Genomic DNA, 17700 nt, shown 5'->3' on the forward strand with positions numbered 1-17700 from the left:
GCCGGAACGTTCGGGATGTTGGTCGGCAGCTGGGCCGGAACCTGCGGCAGGTCGGTGGGCAGGTGCGCCGGGACCTGCGGCAGGTCGGTCGGCAGCTGAGCCGGGACCTGCGGCAGGTCGGTCGGCAGCTGAGCCGGGAAGACGGCGAGGGCTCGCGGCGGCGTCCTGACGAAGAGGAGGGCACTCAGTGCCGACTGATCTGACCGACCCGCGCACGGTGATGCTGCGGGTGCGCATCGGAGCCGAGGAGGCGCACTACGGCGGCGACCTCGTGGACGGAGCCCGGATGCTCCGTCTCTTCGGTGACGTCGTCACCGAGATCGCCATCCGCACCGACGGAGACGAGGGGCTGCTGTCCCACTACACCGGGGTGACCTTCACCGCACCCGTCCACGCCGGTGACTTCATCGAGGTGACCGGTCGGCTGACCAAGGAAAGCCGGCTGCGCCGGGTCGTCGAGTTGGAGGCCCGCAAGGTCATCGAGGCCCGCTACGAGGAGGGCCACAGCACGGCCGCGGTCCTCGACGAGCCGGTGGTCGTCTGCCGTGCGGAGGGGGTCGTGGTGGTGCCGGTGCACAAGGCTCGCCGCCGCGCGCTGACCGCCTGAGCCGGCCCCCGGCGCGGATCCGCCTCGGCGGCCGGGACGCCCCGGCCGCCGGGCCCGCTCACTCAGGAATACGCGGCTTCAGGAAGTACGGACCACAAACAGGAGGACAACGGCGTGACCTTCTCGACCGCTTACACGCCCCGGCCGGGCAACGGGCCGCAGGGGTCCCTCGACGACCAGCCGACCACCCTGGAGGCATGGGGGGCCTACGTACCGTCCCGCTCGGTCTCCCTGGAGGAGGTCGGCGGCCCGCTGGGGCTGACGCGGGCTCAGATGAAAGTGCTGCGGCGCGTCTACGGCGTCCGCGACATGCGGCTGGACCCCGAACAGTCGCTCTTCGACCTCATCCTGCCGGCCGCCCGCGCGGCGCTGAAGGAGGTGACCGACCCGAGCACGGTGAAGTACCTGCTGTACGGACACGCAACCCAGGAGGTAACCCCCTCCACGATGGACGCCGCCGACGTCCTGCGCACCTCGCTCGGACTCCACGACGCACAGGCGTTCGGGCTCACCCAGCAGAACTGCGCGATCGGGCTCGCGGCCATCGACATGGCCGGCGCCCTGCTGGCGATGGACGGTGACCCGGCGGCACGCGCCCTGGTCGTCACCGGCGAGAAACCCTTCGCGAAGCTGAACCAGGACTACCACTCCCTCGGTTCCGTGATGGGCGAGGCCGCCAGCGCCTGCCTGGTCGCCCGCGGGGGCCAGGGAGACCGCGTGCGCTCCTATGTCACCCGGACCCGCGGCGAGTTCGCCGACGGCATCCTGATGGACCAGGAGACCCGTGAGAGGGCCAACAACGCACACGATCCGGAGGTCTGCGATGTCATCCGCGAGGCGGTCGCCCAAGCCGGCCTGCGACTCGACGACATCCACCGGTTCGTGCACTACAACTCGCTGATGATCGAGGTCTCCACCGAACTCGGCGTGGACCGCGACCGGTTCTTCACCGACAACCTCCCGCTGTACAGCCACTGCTACGCCTCCGACGTCATGGTCAATTACACGACGATGCGGGACACCGGACAGCTGGAGGCCGGTCGGCACTACCTGTTCACCGCCACCGGTCTGGGCGCCACGTACTCGGCCATGGTCGTCACCCACGCGCCCGCAGGGGACCGCTGACACCGTCCGGCGGAACCGCCGCGCCCCGGATTTCACCTCGGGCTTGCCCGTTCCCGTGGGAGGATGCACGTGCAAAACCTGGAAAAGATCCCCGAAACACCCCGCAGCGGGCCACGCCCCAAGGCGGGTTCCCTTCACTGGGCCTGGATCGTGGCCGGTGTCTCGTTCCTGGTCCTGATCGGTACGTCCGGCTTCCGTTCCCTGCCTTCAGTGGTCCTGACCCCGCTCCACGAGGAGATGGGCTGGTCCTACGGCACGATCTCCTTCGCGATCTCGCTGAACCTGGTGATCGTCGGCCTGGCGGCACCGTACGCGGCGGCGCTGATGGAACGGCTCAGCATCCGCAGTGTGCTCTCCGGCGCGCTGGTGCTGATCGCACTCGGCACCGGGCTGCCGGCGTGGATGACGGCGCCGTGGCAACTGGTGCTGCTGTGGGGCGTGCTGGTGGGAGCCGGCTGCGGCGCGATTTCCCTGGCCTTCGTCGCCACCCTCACCGAGCGGTGGTTCGTCAAGCGCCGCGGCATCGTCTCCGGGGTTCTCACCGCCGGAAGCACCGCCGGCCAACTGGTCTTCCTGCCGCTGCTGGGACGGCTGAGCGACAACTCGAGCTGGCGCACGGCGTCGATCGTGGTGGCCCTGGGCTCCCTGGTCGCGGTGCCCTTCGTCATCTTCCTGCTCCGGGACCACCCGCGGGAGATGGGCCTGACCGCCTATGGAGCCGAGGAGGTGCCGGAGGGTGAACCGGGCGCGGAGCCGGAGGCCCCGGAGGCGGCGCCCGCGGCCACGAGCGCCTTCGGGGTGCTGCGGAAGGCGGCCCGTACGCAGGACTTCTGGCTGCTGGCCGGCACCTTCGGCATCTGTGGTGTCACGACGTCCGGCTTCATACAGACCGACTTCATCCCGGCCGCTCACGACCACGGGATGACGACGACGGCCGCCGCCGGGCTGCTCGGCATCGCCGGGGTCTTCGACATCGTCGGGACCACCTTCTCGGGCTGGCTGACGGACCGGTACGACTCGCGCTACCTGCTCCTGGTGTACTACACCCTGCGAGGGCTGTCCCTGCTGATGCTGCCGTGGCTGTTCGCCGACACGGTGACGCCCGGAATGCTGGTCTTCACCATCTTCTACGGCATGGACTGGATCGCCACCGTGCCGCCGACCATCCGGCTGTGCCAGGAGTCCTTCGGCTCGTCGGCCGGTGTGGTCTTCGGCTGGCTGTGGACCGCGCACCAGCTCGGCGGGGCGCTCGCGACCGCCGTGGGCGGGGTGATCCGTGACAATTCCGGCAGCTACACGATCGTCTGGTTCGCGGGCGCCACGGTGTGCCTGGCCGCGGGGGCGATGTCCCTGGCGATCCGTCCGTCCAACCCCCTCTCGAGCAACGGGGTCCGTCTGTGACGGCCGGGCCCCAAGCTTCCGGCCGGGCGGCCCGCGCGCGGATGCACCGATGGTTACGGATCGGCTGGATCCTCCTGGTCGTCCTGGCCCTGCCCGCGACCTCGGCCTCCGCGCTGCCCACCCGGGCCCCGGCCCCGTCGGCGCCTTCCGCCGCGTCGTGCTCCGGGGAGCGTCCGGAGGACGGCTGGGCGCCGTCATCGACCGCCGTCGACTCGCGGGACAGCTACCACGCCTTCGTGGGCAACGGCTACCTCGGACAGCGCATTCCCCCCAACGGCACCGGGTACTGGGCCGGCGAGCAGCGAACCGGCTGGCCCCTGTACACACCGCGTTACGACGGCTCGTACGTCTCGGGCCTGTACGCCCACAACCCGGCGACCACCGACGACCGGCAGGTCATCGCCGCCCTTCCCACCTGGACCGGGCTGACCGTCGGGGTCGGTGCCGAAGCCTTCACCTCGGAGACTCCGGCCGACCGGATCTCCCACTACCGGCAGACCGTCCTCCTGCGGTGCGGCCTGGTCCGTACCTCGCTGACCTGGACCACGGCCGACGGGCGCGCCACCGACCTGGTCTACGAGGTGTTCGCCGCCCGCGACCGGGAGCACACGGCCGCGGTACGGGTGCGGATGACCCCGCATTGGAGCGGTGACGCCACCGTCACCGACCTCATCGACGGCCGCGGTGCCCGGATGCTGTCGGCGACCGGCGGCGGGCGCGAGCCCGGCCGCACCATGACCGTGGGATTCCGCTCCGACGGCACCGGGACCCGCGGGGCCATCGCCTCCACCCTCACCCCCGGCCCCGGCGTACACCCGCGCGACACCCGCCCGGCCGGGACGGACCGAAGCCTGACCAATCGTCAATCCGTCGGCTTCCCGGTTCGCGGCGCGCACACGTACACGCTCACCAAGTACGTCGGCGTCGACACCGCCTTGACCGCTGACGCGCCGCTCCGGGCGGCGGTGGCGGCCTCCCGGCGGGCCGCGGAGCGGGGCTGGCCGGCCCTCTTCGCCACCCACACGGCGGCTTGGGCCGCGCTCTGGCGCGGCGACATCGCGGTCGCCGGGCAGCCTGCCCTCCAGGCATGGATCCGCTCCTCGGAGTACGGGATGCTGTCCAACGTCCGCGCCGGCTCCGGCAACAGCGTCGCACCGACCGGACTGACCAGCGACAACTACGCGGGCCAGGTGTTCTGGGACGCCGACACCTGGATGTTCCCCGCGCTGCTCGCGAACCAGCCGCGGCTGGCCAGATCCATCGTGGACTACCGCTACCGCACCCGCACGGCGGCCCGCGCCAATGCCGAGCGACTCGGCTATCCCGGTCTGTTCTACTCGTGGACCAGTGGCGGCCAGGGCGACCTCGAAGAGTGTCATAGCTGGGGCCCGCCGCCGCACTGCCTCATGCAGATCCACCTCCAGAGCGATATCGCCATGGCCGTCTGGCAGTACTACCAGGCGACCGGCGACCGCGACTGGCTGCGGAAACGCGGGTGGCCGGTACTGAAGGGCATCGCCGAGTTCTGGACCGGACGGGTCACCGGAAACGCCGACGGCAGCTACTCGATCGAGAACGTGGCCGGCCCCGACGAGTACAGCAACGGCGTCACCGACGGGTCCTTCACCAACGCCGGCGCGGCCACGGCGCTGCGCGACGCGACCCGTGCGGCGCGAGTGCTCGGACACGACCCGCCCGCCGACTGGACACGGATCGCCGACCGGCTGCGTATTCCGTACGACAGCGAGCGGCAGGTCTTCGAGCAGTACGCGGGCTACGACGGCTCGAAGATCAAGCAGGCGGACACCGCCATGCTGATGTACCCGCTGCGGTGGCCCATGACCCGCGAGCAGGCGGCCCGCACCTTGGACTACTACGCCGTGCGCACCGATCCGGAAGGCCCCGCGATGACGGACGCGATCCACGCGATCGACGCCGCGGACATCGGCGATCCGGGATGCTCGACGTACACCTACCTGATGCGCTCGATCGAACCGTTCGTCCGTGGGCCCTTCCACCAGTTCTCCGAGGCGCGTGGCGCCAAGGCCGGAGCGGACGACCCACTGGCGGGCGCCCCCGCGCACAACTTCCTCACCGGGGCGGGCGGCTTCCTTCAGACGTTCACCTACGGCCTGGCCGGTCTGCGGTGGGGGGACGACCGAGTGCGGCTGGATCCGGTGCTCCCCCCGCAGATGAAGGACGGGGTGCGTCTGAAGGCGCTCCACTGGCGGGGCCGCACGTTCGATGTCGCCATAGGTCCCCACCGCACGACCGTTCGGCTGACCGGTGGCAGACCGTTCGAGGTCGAGACCGCCGAGGGCACCCGGACGGTCGCCACGGCCGCCCCGGCCGTGCTGGAGACCCGGCGCCCGGACCTCGAGGCCACGACCAACGTCGCCCGGTGCGCGACGGCGACGGCCACCTCCGGACAGCCGGGCATGGACGCCCGGGCGGCGGTGGACGGCAGCGCCGCCACGGCCTGGGTCCCGGCCGAGGCGGCCGGCAGCCTCACCGTCGACCTGGGAGGCGCACGCCGGGTGACCCGTATCTCGCCGGAGTGGACATCCACCGCGCCCGCGTCGTCCACCGTGCAGGTCTCGGCCGACGGCCGGCAGTGGAGTCCGGCGGAGAACTCCGCCTCATCCGGCGTGCTCCGGCACCCCGCGCTCGTCCGCTACGTACGGCTCACGCTCAAGGCGGCCGACAGTGGTGACCCTCCCGGCCTGGCGGAGCTGACGGTAAGCCAAACGTCCGCGGACCGGCCGCCCGGCGACCGGTGACGGACGCACGGAACCCGGGCCCCAGCCGCGCCCTGCGGCTGGGGCCCGGGTGCCGCGCGGCGCGTCGCCAGGGGAAATCCCTACGGCCCGGGTGGCCGTCAGGGCACCGGCAGCGCACGGTCCTGCCGGGCCGGGGTGGCCGACTGGGCCAGTGCAAAGGCGAGTTCCGGCCTGCCGGAGATCCCCAGCTTGCGATAGGCACTGGTCAGATGGATCTCGACGGTGCGCCGGGTGACGAAGAGGGCCTCGGAGATCTCGCGGTTGCTGCGGCCCTGGGCGGCCAGCTCCGCCACCCGGCGCTCGCTGGGGGTGAGCCGCCGCGCATCCGATGCCTTGTCCGCCCGAAGTCTGCCTCCGACCAGTGGCAGAGTGCCGCGGACGCGGTCGGCCAGGCAGCTCGCGGAGCACTCCTCCGCCACCACCAGCGCCCGTTGCAGGGAGGATCGTGCCGCGTCCCGTCGTGCGAGGCGCTGGCAGGCGGCGCCGAACTCGTTCAGCGTGTAGGCGAGTTCCACCCGCGCCGGTGAGTGCTCCAGCATGTCGACGGCTTGGGAGAGGAGCTCGAGTCCCCGCTTGCCGCCGGTGACCGTGCCCAGGGTGCGGAGGCTGACGCCGATCGCCTTGTGGGTGCCCCACCTGCGCGACAGCTCCAGATCGCGCTCGGCCATGTCGATCGCCGAGGCCCGGTCGCCGGTGGCGGCATACGCCAGCGCGGCGTAGGAGCGCCACCGAGTGATCGCCGGAATGATCACAGGGCCGGCCTCCTGGTACCGGCCGCACTCCAGCAGGGATGCCAGGGCGGCACCTGGATCACCTTGCTCCAGCCGCAGTCGCCCGTGGGCGAGCAGATAGGCGGACCTGGCCCAGGCATCGCTGACGAGGCTGTCGGTCGGGTGTGTCTGCAGGATGTCGTGCGCGATGTCGGCGGCCCCCAGGTCCAGCAGCAGGTTGGCCACGACCGCGAACGACGGTAGGGCGGGACGTTCCGGGGTTTCCCGCCCGACCACGTCGAGCAGGTCACGCGCGTGGCCGAGCCCCTCCCGCACACGACCGGAGTGCCAGGCCACCGTGCCCAGCCCGAGGCTCGCCAGGGCGGACAGGCGCCCCGAGCCACGCCGGGCGGCGTGGTCGGCCATCCGCTGGAGCCAGCCGGCCGCCATCTCCGGGTGGTCGGTGGCGACGAGGGCGAGGAGGAGGGGCGGGTAGAACCACAGCATGGCCCCGTCGAGCTCCATCCCGCCCCGCAGGGCGCGGCCGGCCAGGGAACGCGCGTGCTCGGCGGTGCCGTGACCCGCGTGAGCGTGCAGGGCGCACACCGCCAGCCAAGCCCGCTCGCCGGGGGTGTCGCCGCGCACGCGACGACTCGACCGCGCCTTCACCAACTCCGTGCCGATCGACGCGGAGGAGCCGTCCTGCCACGAGGCCAGGACCAATTGCGCTTCCAGCCGCAACCGCCACTCGCCGTGCTCGGGCGACTCCCCGAGCTCGGCCAGTCCCTGCCGCAGCGCCGTCACCGCCTCCTGGGTGCGCCGGGTGGTGCACAACGCCGCGGCCAGCCCGCTGACCGCGGCGGCCCGCCCGGGGGTGTCCTGACGCAGCAGCAGTTCCTGGTGGAAGTGGTAGACGGAAGCCGTGGGATTGTCCAGCAACTCGATCGTCGCGAGTTCCGCCCGAAGGCACACCTCCACCTGCGGGGCCGGGGCCTCCGTCAGGGCTTGCCGCAGGTAGCGGGCCGAAATGGCCGGGGCGCCGCGGGCCGCGGCCCTCCGCGCCGCGTCTCGTAGCACCGCGATGCGCCACTCGTCTCCGGTGGGCTGGGTGAGCATCAGGTGGCGGGCGACCTCCTCACTGCATTCGCCGTGGTCGCGCAGCAGCCGGGCCGCGCGCATGTGCTCCTCGGCCAGCTTCCCCGGAGCCATGGCACGGAAGAGGGCGGACCGTATCAGCGGCTGGGTGAAGCGTGGGTGCTCCTCCTCGGTCAGGACGCCCATGCAGCGCATCTCCCGCACCGCCTCCTGCGCACGGAAGGGATCGAGCCCGGCCAGCGCGGCCACGACGGGAAGCTGTGTACCGTCACCGAGTACCGCCAGCGCCCGGCTCATCGCCATGACCGCTTTGGACTGCCGGGCCAGGCGTATGGCGATGGTCTTTTCCGTTACGTGTTCGTTGAGTTCGGCCACGCGGCCGGCCTGAGCCGCGCACGGTCGCACCCCGTTCTTCACCAGGACCCGCAGCAACTCGTTGAGCAGCAGGGGATTACCCCCGCATGCCTCGTGGCATGCCGCGCAGAACTGCTCGTCGGCGTGTCTGTCCATCCGGTCCTGGACGAGCCGGCGCACGCTGCCGGGGCTGAGCGGGGAGAGTTCCAGGGTGATGACGCCCGGCTGGAGAGCGAGTTCGTCCAGCAGCGGCGCGGCTTCCTGTCCGTTACCGCACCGCCGGGTCGTCACCAGCATGAGCGGAAGGCCGTCGATGCGGCCCGCCAGGGAGTGCATCCAGCGGAGCGACGCCTGATCGGCCCAGGTGGCGTCATCCAGGACGAGGGCCAGTGGGCTCATCTCGCAGGCGTTGACGACCAACTCGTACAGGATCTCGCTCATCTGGCACGACACCTCGGCCTGGTCCCCGCACGCCCGGCCCTCCTCACCGGGCGGGGTGGACAGGGCGGACAGGGCCTGGGCCGCCGGGCTCTCCTGCAGAGCGCGCCGGTCCGATTCGGAGAGCGCGGCGAGAAGGGAGTCGAACAACCGCCGTGCCGCCGACCATGGCCGGCCTTCTTGCGACTCGCTGCCACACACACGCGCCACCAGCAGACCACGGTCGCGCGCAGCGGCGATCCAGGCGTTCAGCAGCGAGGTCTTGCCGATGCCTCCCGCACCCTCGATGCATACCACCGAACTGACACGGTCGGGTAAACGCTCGGTGAGTCTTCCTAAGACGGCGAGTTCTTCCCGTCGGTCGAGAAGCTCGTACTGAAGAGCTGCGGTGGCGGGCGAATGCGGTACCGGGCAAGACTTCTCCGCTGAAACCGTGTTCGTGAGGGGGGTGAGCAAGGGTAGATCCTTTCTTGAAAGTCTAGTGTGGTCCCTAGTATTTCGATGTACGGCCATGCGGGAATTCGGTCGGGCCTGCTCGGCAGGACACGGGTGATGGATGCACACCGCACGGGTCGAAAGCGATTCACCGCTGTAACAACTACGTGAACATCTGCCGTTCAGTGCCACCGCAATTCTCGGAACGGCCGGTCAGTAGGGAGTGCAGCGCTTCGAAGGTGCACCTTGCCGTCAGTGCCGCATTCGTCGAATGGCCTGGCCAGAGTGGTTGTTGTGGCCAAGGGCAAGTCAGCATCGGTCAAATGCACCTCCCCTGATTTATCCAAGATAATGAGGGGTCTATGGGGAATCAAGAAGGCCTTTGGCGGGCAGGCGCTCGCTGCGGCGCCCGGCCTGGTCGGCATTCGCCGAAGGAGTGGCCGCCCTTCCTGTTGTGTCTTCCTGTGGAGGGCTCGTGTCGAAACCTCGTCCGCGCAGGTCGATAGACACAGCTCGCGCGGCGGGCGATTCCCCCCGAACTGAGCCGCGCCGGAATTCGGCAGGCGCGGTGTGGCATATCTCACCGTGAAACCTGGTGTGCGGCCCCCGCTCGCAGAGGGCCTGGGCCGCGATACCCGGCACACCTGGTCCATGCCGCGCCACGGGGCAGCTCATCGGTGTCGGTGACCAGGCCCGGGCGCGGTTCGGCCCCGTCCATCGTGGACACCTGCCCGCCTTCTCCGTCCCGCGCACGGTCCCGCTCACAGCCGCAGATGCGACGCCCCGTTGAGATCCAGGACCGTCCCCGACGCCCACGTGGCCTCCGCCGACGCCAGATACACCACCGCGGCCGCGACCTCCTCCGGCGTGCCGACCCTGCCGAACGGACTCTGCCCCCGCAACGCGTCCCCCGACTCCCCGGTCAGCCGCCCCGCCACCCGTTCGGTGGCGGTGAACCCGGGCGCCACCGAGGTGACCGCGATCCCATGCGGCGCCAGCGCGACCGCCAGCGACTGACCGAGCGCGTGCAGCGCCGCCTTGCTCGCCCCGTAGGCCGGATGATCCGGCTCACCGCGGAACGCCCCGCGCGAGCCGATGTGCACGATCCGACCGGGCACACCACGGTCGATGAGGTGCCGCGCCACGCAGTAACTCAAGTGCGCCGCCCCGAGCAGATTGACATCGACCATCTGCCGCCAGACCTGCTGCCACTCCGCGTACGACACGTCGGCCACCCGGTGCGCATTGCCCTCCGACGTGGCCACGGCGGCGTTGTTGACCAGTACGTCGACCCCGCCCAGGGCCTCCTCGGCGGTGTCCGCGATCCGCTGCGCCGCGACCGGATCACCGAGGTCGCCACCGATGACCACATGTCCCTCGCCCGGCAGCGCCGCCCGGGTCTCCTCGGCGTCCGCCGCCCGTGCCCCGTAGTGCACGGCCACCCGGTCGCCACGTTCCGCGAACGCCCGCGCGACCGCCCGGCCGATACCCCGGGACGCCCCGGTGACCAGCACACCCCTGCTCAAAGGGCCGGACACGGCACATCACTCCCGCTGCGGTGGTAGGTACGAAGCGACACCACGCCAGTCCCCGAGCAGTGCGGGGATCCGGTCGTGGGGAACCGCCTCGGTGGATGGGAACGACCAGCGCGCGTCCCCGGTCTTGTCCACCAGCTTGGCACGGACACCCTCGGCGAAGTCCGGCTCGCGGACGAGCCGGGACGCGACCGCCAGGTCCCGCCGGAGGCACTGGGCGAGACTGTCCCGCCCGCCCAGGCGCAGCATCTCGTCGGTCAGCGCGAGGCTCAGCGGTGAGGCGGCCGCGAGTGAGCCGAGCGCCGTCTCCGCCCATGCCGAACCGTCCGCCCGGAGGCGGCCGGTCACGTCGGACAGCGAGCCGGGCGCGAACGCGGTGGCGATACGGTCGCCGATGTCGTCCAGGTCGGACGGCGGCGCGGTACGGGCGTACTTGGCGAGCGCGTCGTCCGGTTCGGCCGTGTCCAGCGCGGCGGTGAACTCGGGCAGATCCGCGGAGGACACGAAGTGGGTCGCGAGTCCCGCCTTGACCGCGTCGGCCCCGGACAGACGGGCGCCGGTGAGCCCGAGGTAACGGCCGAGCGCCCCGCCGAGCCGGGGCAGGAAGTGGCAGGCGCCGATATCGGGGAAGAAGCCGATGAGGGTTTCCGGCATCGCGAACACCGACCGCTCGGTGGCCACGCGCACCGCACCGTGCACGGAGATGCCGAGGCCGCCGCCCATGGCGACCCCGTCGATCAGCGCCAGATACGGCTTGGGGTACTCGGCGATCTCCTGGTTCAGGGCGTACTCCTCGCGGAAGAAACGCGTCGTCGCGGCGAAGTCGCCACGCAGCGCCGCCTCACGGATCGCCCGGATGTCCCCTCCCGCGCAGAACGCCCGTGGCGTGCCGCTGCGGACGACGACCGCGCGGATATCGGGGTCGCCGCGCCACCGGTCCAGCGCGTCGCGCATGGCCAGCACGGTATCGGTGTCGAGTGCGTTGAGCGCGGACGCGCGGCTCAGCACCAGATGCGCCACCCCCTCGCGCACCGAGGTCTCCACAGTCGTCATGAGCGCCTTTCGGAATTCGGTCGGCAGGGTCCTCACGGTAGACACGGTGGTCACCGCCCACGACATCGGGCCCGGCCCAGGCTGGTCTCCTGAACGCCGACGCGCCCCGCCGGAAGGACTCCTGTGACCACCGAGGATCTGCTTGCCACCTGCTGGACCACGGCCGGTGACGCCGCACCCGGGCGGGACGACGAGCGCAGCCCGCTGACGCTGGGGGAGCGGGTGGAGGCGGTGAGCGCCGCCGGGTTCAGGGGCTTCGGGCTGCTGTACGCGGACCTGATGGAGGCCGAGCGCGTATACGGACTCGCGGGCATCCGGTCGCTCTTCGAGGGCAACGCACTCGTCCACGTGGAGCTGGAGTTCCTCGTGGACTGGTGGACCGACGGACAGCGGCTGCCGCCTCGGACGCGGTGCGCCGGGACCTCCTGCGGGCCGCCGAGGCCCTCGGCGCCCGCCACAATCGGCGGCCGAGTTGCTCGACGCGCTCACCGGGGGCCGTACGCACCACGACCCGGTCGTCAAGATGCGGCTGGACGAAGTACACCGCCGCCGCCTCGCCGCGTGTCCCCACGATCCGGCAGCTCATGCGCCACTCGTGATACGCCACGTGGCAGCGGGCGGTACCGGTCGCGCCACCGGCCCAGGGGGCGAGCATCCGCCGGGTGACGGGATGGGGTGGATAGTGGAAGCCTCCGTCATGCCTTACGCACCTCTTCGAGCCGTACGGGCCGGTGCTCGCGCAGCGACAGGGCACAGGCCTCGGCGATCCAGCTCGCCTCGATGGCGTCCGCCACCGTGCAGGGCGAGGTCCGGGTGCCTGCCACGACCTCGGTGAAGGCGGTGAGTTCGGCGCGGTAGGCGTCGGCGAAGCGGTCCATGAAGAAGTCGTGCGGGGGCCCGGCCGGGAAGGTGGCACCCGGTTCGACGGAACGCAGCGGCAGCCTGTCCTCCAGTCCGACCGCGATGCTGTCCGTCATGCCGTGCAGCTCCAGGCGCACATCGTAACCGCGGGCGTTGTGGCGGGAGTTGGAGACGACGGCGATGGTGCCGTCGTCGAGGGTGAGCAGCGCGGACGCCGTGTCGACGTCGCCCGCCGCACGGATGTACTCCGCACCCCGGTTGCCGCCGGTCGCGTACACCTCGGTGACCTCGCGCCCCGTCACCCAGCGCACGATGTCGAAGTCGTGCACACCGCAGTCCCGGAAGATGCCACCGGAGACCGCGACGTACGCGGCCGGGGGAGGGGCGGGGTCCAGCGTGGTGGACCGCACGGTGTGCAGCGGCCCCAGCTCACCGCTCACCACGGCCCCGCGCGCGGCCACGCAGCCCGCGTCGAAGCGCCGGTTGAACCCGATGTGCACCTCGGCGCCGCTGCCCTCGACCGCGCGCAACACCTCCACGCCCTCCCCGATCCCGCGGGCCACGGGCTTCTCGCAGAACGCGGGCACACCCGCCTCGACCGCGGCGAGGATCAGCTCCGGGTGGACGTCGGTCGCGGCGGCGATCACGACGCCGTCGACGCCGGCGGCGAACACGGCCTCGGGAGAGTCCACCGCGGTGGCGCCCCAGCGTTCCGTGGCCAGGGCGGTGGCGGCGGCCACCGGGTCGGTGACCATCAGGGAGTCCACCGTGTCGAGTCCGGACAGAGTCTGTGCGTGGAACGCGCCGATGCGGCCCAGCCCCATGATGCCTATACGCATGACAATCGTGCTCCTTCAGCCCACGGGGCCGTTCAGTCGAACCCGCCGATGACGTTCTGGTCCCAGTCGATGACCGACCCGGTGACCACACCGCTGCGGTCGGAGAGCAGGAAGACCACGAAGTCCGCGATCTCGTCGGCCTGGCCCAGCTTTCCCATCGGCTGCGCCGCGGCGGCCTTCTCCCGCCAGTCGTCGCCCGCACCGTGGAAGGCGCGTTGGGTCGCGTCCTCGCCCTCGGTGTCCGTCCAGCCGATGTTGAGGCCGTTGATGCGGATGCGGTCCCAGCGGTGGGCGTAGGCCGCGTTGCGGGTCGCACCCGCCAGCCCTGCCTTCGCGGCGGAGTACGGCGCCAGGTGCGGCGGTCCGCCGTGCGCGCAGTTGGAGAGGATGTTGACGATGGTCCCCGGCTCCTCGCGTGCCGTCATGTCGGCCACCGCCGCCTGCATCGCGAAGAACGGACCGCGCAGGTTGATTGCCATATGCGCGTCGAACAGCTCCGGCGTGGTGTCCAGCAGCGAGCCGCGCGAGGTCAGCCCGGCCGCGTTGACCAGGCAGTCGATGCGCCCGTGTGTGTCCACGGTTCGTACGACGCTCTCGCGCGCCTGCTCCGGGGCCGCCAGGTCCGCGCGGATGAAGCGGGCTCCCGTGTCCGCGGCGAGCCTCTCGCCGACCTCGGCCCGGCGTCCGGTGAAGACGACCGACGCGCCTTCGCGCACGGCCGCCCGCACGATCCCCGCGCCCACGCCCTGGCTGCCGCCGTTGACAAGGAGGATCTTGTCCTCGAGCAGTCCCATGAGGTGCGCATCCCCCTTCAGCTCTGGCGGCGCTCGGCGCCCGCGCGCAGTTCCTGACGCAGCCGCTCCGGGGCCCAGCCCTCGGCCACGGCCTGCCAAAGGGTGTCCGCCTGGGAGGGCGGAGCGAGCCCGCCGACCGGCGGGTCGAGGTCCAGATCGGTGGGGAAGGCGTAGCCCTCGGCCGTGGCGGCGACCACCCGGCGCAGCCACTCCTCGGGAACGCCCTCGGCCTTGCGGCGCAGCAGCACCGGGAAGAGCGCGTTCGCCATCGCCTGGCGGTCCACGCTCTCCATCGCGCGGCCGAAGGCGGAGGAGATCTGGAGCAGATTGGCCATGCGCTTGATGCCGGCCGAGCGGTTGTGTCCGGCGGCGTGGAACAGCGCGGGGTTGAAGAACACCGCGTCGCCCTTCTCCAGCGGGAGCTGGACGTGGTGCTGCTCGAAGTACTCGATGAACTCCGGCAGCTGCCAGGCCAGATAGCCGGGCTCGTACTTCTGCGAATGCGGCAGGTACAGCGTCGGCCCCGACTCGACCGGCATGTCGCAGTGCGCCACCGCGCCCTGCAGGGTCAGGACGGGCGACAGCCGGTGGACGTGCGCCGGGTACGCGGCCGCCCGCGCCTGAGGGAGGAAGCCCAGGTGGTAGTCGCGGTGCACACTCTGCGCGGCGCCACCCGGGTTGACCACGTTGACCTGCGAGGTGACTTGGTACGCGGGGCCCAGCCACGCCTCGGCGACCAGCTCCAGCATGTCGTTGGCGTAGTAGTCCGCGAACGCCTCCGGCGCGCGCACGGCCATCTTGCCCAGCGCGTTCCACACCCGGTCGTTGGCGCCCGGCTTGGCGAAGTGGTCACCGCGGGCACCGCCCCGCGCGCGCTCCTCCTCGATCAGCGCGTTGAACGCGCCGGACGCGAGGTCCACGACGGCGGGATCCGGGTACGCGCGCCGCAGCACCACCACCCCCGGACCGTCCAGCAGGGCCCGCACCAGCTCGTCCTGTACCGCCCGGCGCCCCTCCGGGGTGGCCGCGAGACCGCGGAGCCGGTCGCTGTCGTACAGCGGGACGTCGTGCTCGATCCGCTCGGCCGAGGGGTGGGCGCCCGGGTCGGTGCCCTGCTCGACCAGGACACGGAACGCGTCGAGGTCGCAGTCGTCCTCGGACAGCCACGTCCGTGTTGCCGCGTCGGTGGAGGACATCCTGGGTCCTTTCGCCGGAAAGACGTCCAGGCCGGCCCGTGCGGGCCGGCCTGGACGCTCAAGGGGTCAGGGCTGCTCAGGCGAGGTCGAACCGGTCGAGGTTCATCACCTTGGTCCACGCCTTGACGAAGTCGTTCACGAACTTCTTCTTCGCGTCATCGCTCGCGTAGACCTCCGCGAGCGCGCGCAGCTCGGAGTTCGACCCGAAGACGAGGTCGGCACGGGTGCCCGTCCACTTGACCTCGCCGGTGGCGGCGTCGCGGCCCTCGAAGGTGTCCTGGGCCTCGGACGTCGACTTCCACTGCGTGCCCATGTCGAGCAGGTTGACGAAGAAGTCGTTGGTCAGCGTGCCCGGCGCGTCGGTCAGGACGCCGTGCGAGGACTGGGCGTGGTTGGCGCCCAGGACGCGCAGGCCACCGACGAGGACCGTCATCTCGGGGGCGCTCAGGGTCAGCAGGTTCGCCCGGTCGATCAGCAGGTACTCGGCCGGGAGCCGGTTGCCCTTCCCGAGGTAGTTGCGGAACCCGTCCGCGGTCGGCTCCAGCGCGGCGAACGACTCGGCGTCGGTGTGCTCCTCGGTCGCGTCGACACGGCCCGGGGTGAAGGGCACCTCGACGTCGTGGCCGGCGTCCTTGGCCGCCTTCTCCACGGCCGCCGAGCCGCCCAGCACGATCAGGTCGGCCAGGGACACCTTCTTGGCACCGGCGTTGAACTCCCGCTGGATGCTTTCGAGGACGCGCAGTACCGTCGCCAGCTCGTCGGGGTTGTTGACCTCCCAGCCGCGCTGCGGCTCCAGGCGGATGCGCGCGCCGTTGGCGCCGCCGCGCTTGTCGCTGCCGCGGTAGGTCGAGGCCGACGCCCACGCGGTGCCGACGAGCTGCGAGACGGTCAGGCCCGAGTCGAGCAGCTTGGCCTTGAGGGCCGCGATGTCCTCGGCACCGATGACCTCGCCTTCGGCCTCCGGCAGCGGGTCCTGCCACAGCAGGGTCTCCTCCGGGACCTCCGGGCCGAGGAAGAGCGACTTCGGACCCATGTCGCGGTGGGTCAGCTTGTACCAGGCCCGCGCGAAGGCGTCCGCGAACTCCTCCGGGTTCTCGTAGAACCGGCGGGAGATCGGTCCGTAGATCGGGTCGAACCGCAGCGACAGGTCGGTGGTGAGCATCTGCGGACGGTGCTTCTTCGACGGGTCGTGCGCGTCCGGGACGATCTCCGGGGCGTCCTTGGCCACCCACTGGTTGGCGCCGGCCGGGCTCTGGGTCAGCTCGTACTCGTACTCGAAGAGGTTCTTGAAGAACCCGTTGCTCCACTGGGTCGGGGTCGTGGTCCAGGTGACCTCCAGACCCGAGGTGATGGCGTCCGCGCCCTTGCCGGTGCCGTAGCTGTTCTTCCAGCCCAGGCCCTGCTCCTCCAAGGTGGCGGCCTCGGGGTCGGCGCCGACGCTCTCCGCCGGGCCCGCGCCGTGGGTCTTGCCGAAGGTGTGACCGCCCGCGATCAGGGCGACCGTCTCCTCGTCGTTCATCGCCATCCGGCGGAACGTCTCACGGATGTCGCGCGCCGCGGCGAGCGGGTCCGGGTTGCCGTTGGGGCCCTCCGGGTTGACGTAGATGAGGCCCATCTGCACCGCGCCGAGGGGGTTCTCCAGCTCGCGGTCGCCGGTGTAGCGCTCGTCGCCGAGCCAGGTGGTCTCGGGGCCCCAGTACACGTCGTCCTCGGGCTCCCAGACGTCCGCGCGGCCGCCGCCGAAGCCGAAGGTGTCGAGACCCATCGACTCCAGGGCGACGTTGCCGGTGAGGATCATCAGGTCGGCCCACGACAGGCTCTGGCCGTACTTCTTCTTGACCGGCCACAGCAGACGGCGGGCCTTGTCGAGGTTCCCGTTGTCCGGCCAGCTGTTGAGGGGGGCGAAGCGCTGCTGGCCCGTACCGCCACCGCCGCGGCCGTCGCTGATCCGGTAGGTGCCCGCGCTGTGCCAGGCCATACGGATCATGAACGGGCCGTAGTGGCCGAAGTCCGCCGGCCACCAGTCCTGCGAGCTGGTCAGCACCTCGGCGATGTCCTGCTTCACGGCCGCGAGGTCGAGGCTGTTGAACGCCTCGGCGTAGTCGAAGTCCTCGCCGAGGGGGTCGGCCACTGCGGGGTTCTTGGCGAGGATCTTCAGGTTGAGCCGATCCGGCCACCACTGGCGGTTTCCGCCGCCCTGCGTCGGGTGCGGGGCGCGCCCGTGCGCGACCGGGCAGCCACCGCCTTCGCCCTCCGTCTTCGCGTCTACGACGATTGCTTCATGGTTCTCAGACATGGGAATCCTTCCGGACCGGGCGGATCAGGTGCCCAGGAACTGCGGGCGGTGGAACAGTCGGGGCGCAGGCCCCACGTCTCCGCCTCTGCCGAATTGGAGTCTTCCTGTCCCTTGGCTATCGCCGGAACCGATCCTACGATGGACAGGATCTAAGTCAATAAGCACGCCAAACCCAGATCAC

At 71.1% G+C, this 17700-nt stretch carries 12 protein-coding genes; 5 read left to right on the top strand and 7 right to left on the bottom strand.

Translation table 11 applies throughout. The features are described 5' to 3' along the window. The 5 genes from ACH4SI_RS38080 to ACH4SI_RS38100 all read left to right on the top strand — a co-directional run. Positions 1-203 (top strand): hypothetical protein (locus tag ACH4SI_RS38080; protein WP_398304182.1); only part of this gene is annotated, 203 nt, incomplete at its 5' end. A gap of 17 nt (positions 204-220) precedes the next feature. Beyond that, positions 221-607, top strand: a complete 387-nt coding sequence (locus tag ACH4SI_RS38085; protein WP_398304483.1) for a 3-aminobutyryl-CoA ammonia lyase — start codon at positions 221-223, stop codon at positions 605-607. Between the two features lie 114 nt (positions 608-721). After that, positions 722-1732 carry a 3-oxoacyl-[acyl-carrier-protein] synthase III C-terminal domain-containing protein gene (locus ACH4SI_RS38090; RefSeq protein WP_398304184.1) on the top strand — a complete coding sequence of 337 codons (1011 nt, stop codon included), beginning with the start codon at positions 722-724 and terminating at the stop codon, positions 1730-1732. A 63-nt stretch (positions 1733-1795) separates the two neighbouring features. Then, positions 1796-3133 (top strand): MFS transporter, encoded by a 1338-nt coding sequence (locus ACH4SI_RS38095; protein ID WP_398304186.1) that lies wholly within the window; start codon positions 1796-1798, stop codon positions 3131-3133. A gap of 41 nt (positions 3134-3174) precedes the next feature. Continuing rightward, complete coding sequence (locus ACH4SI_RS38100; protein ID WP_398304188.1) at positions 3175-5913, top strand: discoidin domain-containing protein; 2739 nt, start codon at positions 3175-3177, stop codon at positions 5911-5913. A gap of 98 nt (positions 5914-6011) precedes the next feature. On the opposite strand, the gene ACH4SI_RS38105 is transcribed toward ACH4SI_RS38100, so the two are convergent. From ACH4SI_RS38105 to katG, 7 genes are all read right to left on the bottom strand, one after another. Further along, on the bottom strand, positions 6012-9023 hold the full coding sequence (locus tag ACH4SI_RS38105) for an ATP-binding protein (RefSeq protein WP_398304190.1): 3012 nt from the start codon (positions 9021-9023) through the stop codon (positions 6012-6014). A gap of 683 nt (positions 9024-9706) precedes the next feature. Further along, positions 9707-10483: an SDR family NAD(P)-dependent oxidoreductase gene (locus ACH4SI_RS38110; protein ID WP_398304193.1), complete on the bottom strand. Its 777-nt coding sequence runs from the start codon at positions 10481-10483 to the stop codon at positions 9707-9709. A gap of 6 nt (positions 10484-10489) precedes the next feature. After that, complete coding sequence (locus ACH4SI_RS38115) at positions 10490-11533, bottom strand: enoyl-CoA hydratase/isomerase family protein (RefSeq protein ID WP_398304196.1); 1044 nt, start codon at positions 11531-11533, stop codon at positions 10490-10492. Positions 11534-12228: 695 nt separating this feature from the next. Further along, positions 12229-13233, bottom strand: coding sequence for a Gfo/Idh/MocA family oxidoreductase (locus tag ACH4SI_RS38120; protein ID WP_398304199.1), 1005 nt, complete (start codon positions 13231-13233; stop codon positions 12229-12231). A 32-nt stretch (positions 13234-13265) separates the two neighbouring features. After that, positions 13266-14027: an SDR family oxidoreductase gene (locus tag ACH4SI_RS38125; RefSeq protein WP_398304202.1), complete on the bottom strand. Its 762-nt coding sequence runs from the start codon at positions 14025-14027 to the stop codon at positions 13266-13268. A gap of 17 nt (positions 14028-14044) precedes the next feature. Beyond that, positions 14045-15223 (bottom strand): phytanoyl-CoA dioxygenase family protein, encoded by a 1179-nt coding sequence (locus ACH4SI_RS38130; RefSeq protein ID WP_398304205.1) that lies wholly within the window; start codon positions 15221-15223, stop codon positions 14045-14047. A 76-nt stretch (positions 15224-15299) separates the two neighbouring features. Then, positions 15300-17519: a catalase/peroxidase HPI gene (gene katG, locus ACH4SI_RS38135; protein ID WP_398304208.1), complete on the bottom strand. Its 2220-nt coding sequence runs from the start codon at positions 17517-17519 to the stop codon at positions 15300-15302. Positions 17520-17700: the final 181 nt, after the last annotated feature.

Origin of the sequence: Streptomyces sp. NPDC021212, from assembly GCF_044332925.1 — a bacterium.
Lineage (GTDB): Bacteria > Actinomycetota > Actinomycetes > Streptomycetales > Streptomycetaceae > Streptomyces.

Coding starts and splice junctions, on each gene's coding strand:
- katG (WP_398304208.1), bottom strand. CDS start 17,519: ATGTCTGAGAACCATGAAGCAATCGTCGTAGACGCGAAGACGGAGGGC.
- ACH4SI_RS38095 (WP_398304186.1), top strand. CDS start 1,796: ATGCACGTGCAAAACCTGGAAAAGATCCCCGAAACACCCCGCAGCGGG.
- ACH4SI_RS38085 (WP_398304483.1), top strand. CDS start 221: ATGCTGCGGGTGCGCATCGGAGCCGAGGAGGCGCACTACGGCGGCGAC.
- ACH4SI_RS38115 (WP_398304196.1), bottom strand. CDS start 11,533: ATGACGACTGTGGAGACCTCGGTGCGCGAGGGGGTGGCGCATCTGGTG.
- ACH4SI_RS38120 (WP_398304199.1), bottom strand. CDS start 13,233: ATGCGTATAGGCATCATGGGGCTGGGCCGCATCGGCGCGTTCCACGCA.
- ACH4SI_RS38130 (WP_398304205.1), bottom strand. CDS start 15,223: ATGTCCTCCACCGACGCGGCAACACGGACGTGGCTGTCCGAGGACGAC.
- ACH4SI_RS38125 (WP_398304202.1), bottom strand. CDS start 14,027: ATGGGACTGCTCGAGGACAAGATCCTCCTTGTCAACGGCGGCAGCCAG.
- ACH4SI_RS38105 (WP_398304190.1), bottom strand. CDS start 9,023: ATGGCCGTACATCGAAATACTAGGGACCACACTAGACTTTCAAGAAAG.
- ACH4SI_RS38100 (WP_398304188.1), top strand. CDS start 3,175: ATGCACCGATGGTTACGGATCGGCTGGATCCTCCTGGTCGTCCTGGCC.